The organism is Microcystis sp. M079S1, from assembly GCF_020246425.1.
GTDB classification, from domain to species: Bacteria; Cyanobacteriota; Cyanobacteriia; order Cyanobacteriales; family Microcystaceae; genus Microcystis; species Microcystis aeruginosa.
This window is the reverse complement of the sequence record NZ_JADBSZ010000165.1, coordinates 1-6,638: the sequence shown is the minus strand read 5'-3', so window position 1 is coordinate 6,638 and position 6,638 is coordinate 1. Positions and strand designations below refer to the sequence as shown.

The 6,638-nt window shown below is 44.6% G+C and carries 7 protein-coding genes and 1 tRNA gene; 3 read left to right on the top strand and 5 right to left on the bottom strand.

All coding sequences use genetic code 11. The features are described from left to right. A partial coding sequence (locus IM456_RS23315) for a helix-turn-helix domain-containing protein (protein ID WP_353737710.1) occupies positions 1-46 on the bottom strand: 46 nt, incomplete at its 3' end. A 252-nt stretch (positions 47-298) separates the two neighbouring features. Beyond that, positions 299-372 (bottom strand) — tRNA-Pro (locus tag IM456_RS10725). Between the two features lie 71 nt (positions 373-443). Here IM456_RS10725 and lipA point away from each other — a divergent pair. Beyond that, a complete protein-coding gene (lipA, locus tag IM456_RS10720; protein ID WP_287692995.1) occupies positions 444-1,349 on the top strand; it encodes a lipoyl synthase in 906 nt (301 codons plus the stop codon). Here lipA and rdgB read toward each other — a convergent pair. Continuing rightward, positions 1,312-1,905, bottom strand: a complete 594-nt coding sequence (gene rdgB / locus IM456_RS10715; RefSeq protein ID WP_149988707.1) for an RdgB/HAM1 family non-canonical purine NTP pyrophosphatase — start codon at positions 1,903-1,905, stop codon at positions 1,312-1,314. The two genes, lipA and rdgB, sit on opposite strands and share 38 nt — an antisense overlap. 677 nt (positions 1,906-2,582) lie before the next feature. Here rdgB and IM456_RS10710 point away from each other — a divergent pair. Next, positions 2,583-3,026 (top strand): molybdenum cofactor biosynthesis protein MoaE, encoded by a 444-nt coding sequence (locus IM456_RS10710; RefSeq protein ID WP_147072799.1) that lies wholly within the window; start codon positions 2,583-2,585, stop codon positions 3,024-3,026. A gap of 2 nt (positions 3,027-3,028) precedes the next feature. Here IM456_RS10710 and IM456_RS10705 read toward each other — a convergent pair whose 3' ends face one another. Together IM456_RS10705 and IM456_RS10700 are read right to left on the bottom strand one after the other, a co-directional pair. Then, positions 3,029-4,108 carry an AOC03_06830 family ribosome hibernation factor gene (locus tag IM456_RS10705; protein ID WP_149987832.1) on the bottom strand — a complete coding sequence of 360 codons (1,080 nt, stop codon included), beginning with the start codon at positions 4,106-4,108 and terminating at the stop codon, positions 3,029-3,031. Between the two features lie 260 nt (positions 4,109-4,368). Further along, the gene (locus tag IM456_RS10700; protein ID WP_149987833.1) at positions 4,369-5,931 is read right to left on the bottom strand and encodes a B12-binding domain-containing radical SAM protein; all 1,563 of its coding nucleotides are present in this window, start codon (positions 5,929-5,931) and stop codon (positions 4,369-4,371) included. A 257-nt stretch (positions 5,932-6,188) separates the two neighbouring features. On the opposite strand from IM456_RS10700, the gene IM456_RS10695 reads away from it, so the two are divergent. Beyond that, on the top strand, positions 6,189-6,350 hold the full coding sequence (locus IM456_RS10695; RefSeq protein ID WP_487353236.1) for a CAB/ELIP/HLIP family chlorophyll-binding protein: 162 nt from the start codon (positions 6,189-6,191) through the stop codon (positions 6,348-6,350). Positions 6,351-6,638 lie beyond the last annotated feature (288 nt).

Sequence of the window (6,638 nt, the reverse complement as noted above, 5' to 3'; positions counted from 1 at the left end):
CTTGTGTTGGTGTGGGGTAAAATCGAAACGAGTAGGCTTTTTCCATGTCTCACATTTTAGCATATATTTCGTAAACGATGCTCATATTTAACAGTAAAGCCGTCGTAGAACGACGGGGTTTCAGACCCAAATTTTCGATGACCACTATTTTAGCAAATGGAGAGAATTCTTGTCCATTAAGAAATGTTACGAATTACATGGGTACATTAAGAAAAGTTAATGGGTATATCCATTGATGGATAAGGGTTTTCGGCTATTGTAGTAGATATGTATGGGGGAAGTTAAGGAATAAGAGAAATCGGGATGACAGGATTCGAACCTGCGGCCCCTTCGTCCCGAACGAAGTGCGCTACCAAGCTGCGCTACATCCCGAAAGTCTTTAGCTAAATTATCATAGCATATTCTGCCTTAAGTGGGTCGAGACTTGCTAGGATATTAGGGATATGAGCAAAAATTATCGGAGTAGTTCGGGCGTGACGGTAAAACCAGAGTGGTTACGGGTAAAAGCACCGCAATGGCAGCGAGTCGGCAGTGTTAAGGAAGTTTTACGCGATTTAGGCTTAAATACCGTTTGTGAGGAGGCTTCCTGCCCCAATATCGGCGAATGTTTCCATGCGGGGACGGCTACCTTTTTAATTATGGGTCCTGCTTGCACTCGCGCCTGTCCTTACTGTGATATAGATTTTGAGAAAAAACCGCAACCTTTAGACCCCACGGAACCCCTGCGACTAGCGGCAGCCGTGCAACGTCTCGATCTTAATCATGTAGTGATCACTTCTGTCAATCGCGATGACTTGGCCGATGGGGGTGCTAGTCAATTTGTCCGTTGCATCGAGGAAATTCGCCGCATTTCCGAAAAAACCACCATCGAAGTGCTGATTCCCGATCTTTGCGGCAATTGGCAAGCTTTAGCTTTTATTCTTGCCGCTAAACCTCAAGTTTTAAACCACAATACCGAAACTGTTCCCCGTCTCTATCGTCGCGTGCGTCCCCAGGGCGATTACCAGCGTTCTCTAGAATTATTGCAGCGCGCCCGCGCCATTGTTCCCGCTACCTACACAAAATCGGGCATTATGGTGGGATTGGGGGAAACCGATGAGGAAGTGCGCCAAGTGATGCGCGATTTACGGTCCGTCGATTGTGATATTCTCACCATCGGGCAGTATCTGCAACCATCGCCAAAACATCTCGGTGTACAGGAATTTATCACCCCCGAACAGTTCAACGCTTGGCGCGAATATGGGGAATCTCTGGGACTTTTACAAATTGTTGCGAGTCCCTTGACAAGAAGCTCTTATCATGCTGAACAAGTCAGAGCCTTAATGAATTTGTACCCGCGAGAGTCTTGAGATGGGGCAGTAATTGCTGAAAAGCTCGTCCTCGGTGGCTAATTTTTCTTTTTAATTCGGGAGACATTTCCGCAAAGGTTAAAGCGTATTCGGGGACATAAAAAATCGGATCATAACCAAAACCACCTTTACCCCTAGGACTGGTTAAAATTTCTCCCGTGCAGATTCCTGTAGCAGTAAAGGCAATCTCACCATCGGGACGGGCGATCGCAATTACACAGACAAAACGGGCCGAACGATCCTGATTATCTCCTAATTCTCTGACTAGGCGATCGATTCTTTCTCGATCATTTTCACCGTAGCGGGCCGAGTAAATCCCCGGGGCATTTCCTAACCCAGTTACTTCCAATCCCGAATCATCAGCGATCGACCATTCTCCCAATGTTAGGGCAATTTGAGCAGCTTTTAAATAAGCATTTTCAGCAAAAGTCGCCCCTGTTTCCTCTATCTCTAAATAATCTGGTTTTAACTGCAATTCTAGGTCAATATCAGTTAAGTATTCCCCTATCTCTGCTAATTTACCCGGGTTACTCGTGGCTAGAATTAATTTTTTCATCGAAAATAATCGGTTTGAAACCCCGGCCTTTTAGGACGGCTTGACGTTGAGAATATTTCACTATACACTAAAGCTACAGTGAAAACTTTTAACTCCCTGACTGCTTTGGATCGGACGGACATTTCCCCCTGATTATTGCGAGGATTAAAGTTAAGGATGGGTTCCTTAAAATTCCCATTGACTGAAAGACTCAAAGACAAACATATCAAGGAAGTACAAATAAGTGGGTGGGTGGAATTAAATATAGATGAACGTAGGTTGGGTTGAAGCATGAAACCCAACGCCTGCTCATGTTACGCTACCGCTAACCCATCCTACAAATAATTGTGCCTCCCTACTTACATCCAAAATACTCGGCTCGCTGGTTTGACAGCAATTGTCTTTATGAAGATGAAAAAATAGAAACATCTCTTGACTCCGAAAAAGCGATAGCTATGTTGTTAAGGAAGGCAGTAGTCAGGAGATTATTTTATTTATTCCCCCCACTTCCTAATTCCTAATTCCCACACCCCACACCCTACACCCCACACCCTACACCCCACACCCTACACCCCACACCCTACACCCCACACCCCACACCCCACACCCTTCTCCCCACACCCCACACCCCACACCCTACACCCCACACCCCACACCCCACACCCTACACCCAACACCCAACCCCCATCACCTCATCCATGACACCAGATAGTTTTCGCGTCAGTTTTGCTCCCTTATCTTTGCAGGAAGTATATCAATTAGCCGATGATGGGGCTAATGGTGCTATTGTACTAATGAGTGGCACTGTACGGGAGCAAACCGACGGTAAACCGGTTATTTATCTTGATTATCAGGCCTACGAACCCATGGCGATCGAGGTTTTCCGGCAAATTGCTCGGCAAATTCGGCAAACCTGGCCCGATACCAATCGAGTTGTCATTCACCATCGCACCGGTAAGCTACAAATCGGTGAAATTAGCGTCTTAGTAGCGGTGGGTTGTCCCCATCGGGGGGAAGCTTTCGCAGCCTGTCGTTATGCTATTGATACTCTCAAGCATAATGCCCCCATCTGGAAAAAAGAATACTGGTCTGATGGTTCTAGTCAATGGGTTAGTATTGGGGCTTGTGAAACGGCCCATTAGGTCTAATAACGCAAAATTAAGGCAATTTTTTGGTAATCGTTCAAGGAATCTTCATCGACTAAAGCTACACGTCCTCCCTTGGCCAATACCACTTCGATAATTTCATCCACTGCATCATCGATTACCTCCGTACCACCGACGTTTTCCACCAGTATCAAATCACCGTTTTCGCTTAAAACTGCGGGTACATGGTAATTTTTATCCACTAATAACAATTTTCCTCGACCTTCCTGCGCTAAACGCCACACTTCTCCCAGGGTAGAGATAACTTTTTGAGCGCTGACTGCCGCGTCCAAAGCTTGCAGGGCTTCAGTTTTTTGATTCTGACGCACTGAATGCATAATCGGCAATACTTGCGGAATTAATTCTGGCAGTGAGGTTTTGTCAAAATTGCCGGTTAAAGTGCCAACAATTGCTGATGTGTACTGTGAAACTTCTTGAAAGAAGGAAATTTGACGAACCACTCCACCCACAATCAAAGGGGAAGAATCATCAATGTCAATGTATTCACCCAGAGCATTATCTACCTGCTGGAAAAATCGCCGGATTCTATCATCTAGATAACTGGTATCGGCATCAAAGGGCAGTGGTGCGGTGGCCCCCGGTCCAGTCATTTCTAAGGGAAAATTTTGATCGCGAATTTCTTCGAGAGTTTCTCCTGTAGCTGAGATTAAACGAGTAGAACCCTGACTTAATAGTAACAGCCAACAGGGTTGTTCTCGATGTAATCCATAAACTAAATCCCGTGTGGCAAAGGTTTTATCGATGACAACTCTTGCCTGGACAGAAAAAGGCAAGTTATAAAGCTTGGCAATATCCGGACCAATATAGAGAGCTAATCCATCTAGAGTATAAGGATAATCTATTTCAGCCACTAGACTATCGAGGCGCTCGAACAAAGGTTCGATTTCACGTTTAGAGAATTCTGCCGATAATCGGCGCTTTGCTTCATCGACCAAATTTTTAACGAGAATAGGGTCTTGTTTGTTATCCGGTGAGGTGCGATGGGTAGGTAAGAGAATGGAAAGGGCGGGTATTTGAGTTAGGGATTGTAGTTTCTTAAGTTCTTGACGAGTAATCATTGATTTTAGCTTGATTGATAGGGTTAAGGAGCTAAAAATACTGGCTTTATCCAGATTTTCTCGATTTCTTCAGTATTCCAGCTAACATTTTAGGGAAAAAATGTAATTATATCTAGAAAATTAAGAATTTATACTGAATTGCTTTGGCAGAGATTGAGGGAATTTTTAACCAGAAAACTAGGAATATTATTGATTTATCGATCGTCCACCATCAGGACAGAAAATGTTCAGGATGGGTTATTTACCCATCCTCGGAATAATTAGGCCGCTATGGCGGTTTTTTCCGCTGTTAATGCCTCTTGGCGTTGAAATTCGGCTAATTGTGCCATAATTTCATCCCGAACAATCTGACGGTATTCCAGGAAATGCTCGTTGTGGGCGCAGACAGTGATATAGTGTTCGGCATTGGCGGGATTATGGCGCAAAATACCGAATAAATTCTGCCAGAATTTCCAGCGAGTGGAACGTTTAAAGCCCTGTCGCCAGATAATTACCGCTAGGGCATAGAGATCGGCCCGTCGAGGCAGTTTAAAGGCAGGTTTCGCTTTAGGTGCCCCTAATTTCAGGAAACAGCGATAGGTGCGATCGAGAAATACCTCCGGATCGTACAATTTCCAGAAGGCTTCAATATATTCCGTGGCAATATCTTCGATCGGCCGGGTGGGAACGAAATTCATCAGGGTACTTTGGTTAATGTCCTGTTTCCCCGTTAATCTTAGTCGTCCTTCTTTTTCCAAGCGAGTCCATAGGGCGGTATTGGGTAAAGCTTGTAACATTCCAAATAGAGCCGTGGGAATGGCCGCTTCTTCGACAAAATTAATGATGCGATCGGCCGCTCCTTTTTTCTCGCCATCAAAACCGATGATAAATCCCGCCATAGGGCGCAATCCAGCTTTAATAATCTTTTCTACCGTCTCGGTTAACGAACTACGGGTATTTTGGAATTTTTTGGTTAATTGTAAACTTTCTTCGTCGGGGGTTTCAATGCCTAAAAAGACGGCATCAAAGTAACAATCGACCATCATTTCCATTAATTCGGGATCGGCGGCTAAATCCACCGATGCTTCCGTGTTAAAACGGAAAGGATACTGGTGTTCTTCTTGCCAAACTTTTAATTCTTTGAGGAGTAATTTAACGTTGCGCTTGTTGCCAATAAAATTATCATCCACCATGAACACGCCCCGGCGCCAACCTAACTCGTAGAGATAATCTAATTCTTTTAATAATTGTGCGGGGGTTTTGGTGCGGGGTTTACGACCGTAGAGAACGATAATATCGCAAAATTCGCACTGGAAGGGACATCCGCGCGAGAATTGTACCGACATGGAATCATAAGCTTCAAAATCGAGCAGATCGTAGCGTGGGATCGGGGTAATTGTCACATCGGGTTTTTCTGTGGTGCGGAAAACACCTTTAGTTTCTCCTTTTGCCAATGCTTCCACAAACATCGGGATGGTGATTTCTCCCTCATCGAGGATCAGAAAATCAGCCTCGGCCACTTCGTGGGGGATAGAAGTGGGATAGGGACCACCCACGGCCACCAGTTTACCCCGTTGCTTGGCTTCGTGAATTTGCTCGATTAAATCTTGACGTTGGACAATCATGCCGGAAAGAATCACTATTTCGGCCCAGTCCCATTCTGCTTCTGTCACCGCCCGAATATTGCGATCAACCAGTTTAAATTCCCATTGCTGCGGTAAAATCGCCGCCACCGTCACCATACCCAGGGGAGGAAGTAAGACTTTGCGATCGACTAATTCCAGAATTTTGTTATAAGACCAGAAAGTCGGCGGAAAAACGGGATAAATCAGTAAGGCGCGCATATTCACTCCTCGCTCGATGGCGATCGATTCTTGACCTTTCGCTTGATTGTAATCTTTTTCGGTCAGGGATGGTAAAACCGTTATTTAGCCCTAGAACTAAGATCAGGCTTGATTTTCGGCCGCCATGCCCACCCTTGACCCTGCCCCCATAAAAGTTTATGGTCAACATTAATAAAATTTATGTAAACAAATGTTGCATAGTCTGGGAAGTTATGTTACATTTAATATCAAGCACTTGAATCAAATGCAATTTTATTATAGGAAGGCAATTCACCATGGATAAGCAAGAAAACAAACTCGGCTTCACCGCTTTCGCTGAAAACTGGAATGGTCGTTTAGCCATGCTCGGTTTCGTTATTGGCGTAGCTACGGAATACTTAACCCACAAAGGTATCCTTGCTCAATTAGGCTTAATGTAATTTCAGCCTCCACTGCTGTGCATCTACAATCAACTTGAATAAATTATCAAAAAAGGGAGGAGCATCGCTCTTTCCCTTTTTTTGTTGCAGGTTGGGGATGGGGGAGTGGGGTGATAGGGAAGTGGGGTGTGGGGTGTGGGGTAGATGATAGACCTCCTGCAAAAATAGGAACTGATTATGTAAAATAAAGTAAAACACTCAGAAAAACAATGACTTACGAAAAAGTAAAAAATTTGAATCCAGAAGAGTTTAAACGCTTTTGTGGAGTATATCCTGAAACATTTAAGG